Raw genomic sequence first — 314 nt, forward strand, 5'->3', positions numbered from 1 at the left:
TTCGCGATGAACTTGAGGTAATCCTCCATCATCGCCGCATTCATGCCCAACACGCCGCGCGGCATGGTATCGCGAGCATATTCAATCTCCAGCTGCGTCCCTTGCAGGATCATCTGGGTCGCTTCTTCCTTCATCTCGGCATCCCACAAATGCGGGTTTTCGATTTTGATCTGGTTGATCACGTCGATACCGAAGTTCAGGTGCATCGACTCGTCGCGCAGGATGTACTGGAACTGCTCGGCGACGCCGGTCATTTTGTTGCGGCGGCCCATGGACAGGATCTGGGTGAAGCCGCAGTAGAAGAAGATGCCTTC

1 protein-coding gene is annotated in these 314 nt (G+C 55.1%); it reads right to left on the reverse strand.

Annotated elements, in window-relative coordinates; genetic code table 11:
* A partial coding sequence (locus E0F99_RS29925) for a ribonucleotide-diphosphate reductase subunit beta (RefSeq protein WP_207303115.1) occupies positions 1-314 on the reverse strand: 314 nt, incomplete at both ends.

This window comes from Pseudomonas antarctica (genome assembly GCF_900624995.1).
Lineage (GTDB): Bacteria > Pseudomonadota > Gammaproteobacteria > Pseudomonadales > Pseudomonadaceae > Aquipseudomonas > Aquipseudomonas antarctica.